We start from the raw sequence: 281 nt of genomic DNA, 5'->3' as shown, positions 1-281 counted from the left end.
GGTGAAGTTGCACCGCCCGCCGCCAGAGATTCGAATCTTCTCGCCCGGACGCCGCGCGTGGTCGAGCACCCGCACCGAGCGCCCGCGCCGCGCCGCCTCGATCCCGGCCATCAGTCCGGCAGCCCCTGCGCCCAACACTAAAACATCGCAATTTTCCATGCCGTCTCGCTTGCCGTAGCGGCGCGTGACGCGCAATCGAAATTTGTCGGATTTTCCTCTTGAAGCCCCGCGCCCACTTGGCTACATACCCCCCCACGTTGGGGCGTAGCCAAGTGGTAAGG

General features: G+C 65.1%; 1 protein-coding gene. It reads right to left on the bottom strand.

All coding sequences use genetic code 11. From position 1 onward, the window contains the following. Nucleotides 1-159, bottom strand: a 159-nt coding sequence (locus B3D39_RS00755; protein ID WP_286789289.1) for an NAD(P)/FAD-dependent oxidoreductase, incomplete at its 3' end; no start/stop codon positions are given. Between the last annotated feature and the right edge of the window lie 122 nt (nt 160-281).

It is taken from the genome of Thioclava sp. UBA3469, assembly GCF_002378135.1.
GTDB lineage: Bacteria > Pseudomonadota > Alphaproteobacteria > Rhodobacterales > Rhodobacteraceae > Thioclava > Thioclava sediminum.
The sequence above is the reverse complement of the archived record's forward strand: the minus strand, read 5'-3'. Positions and strand labels throughout refer to the sequence as shown.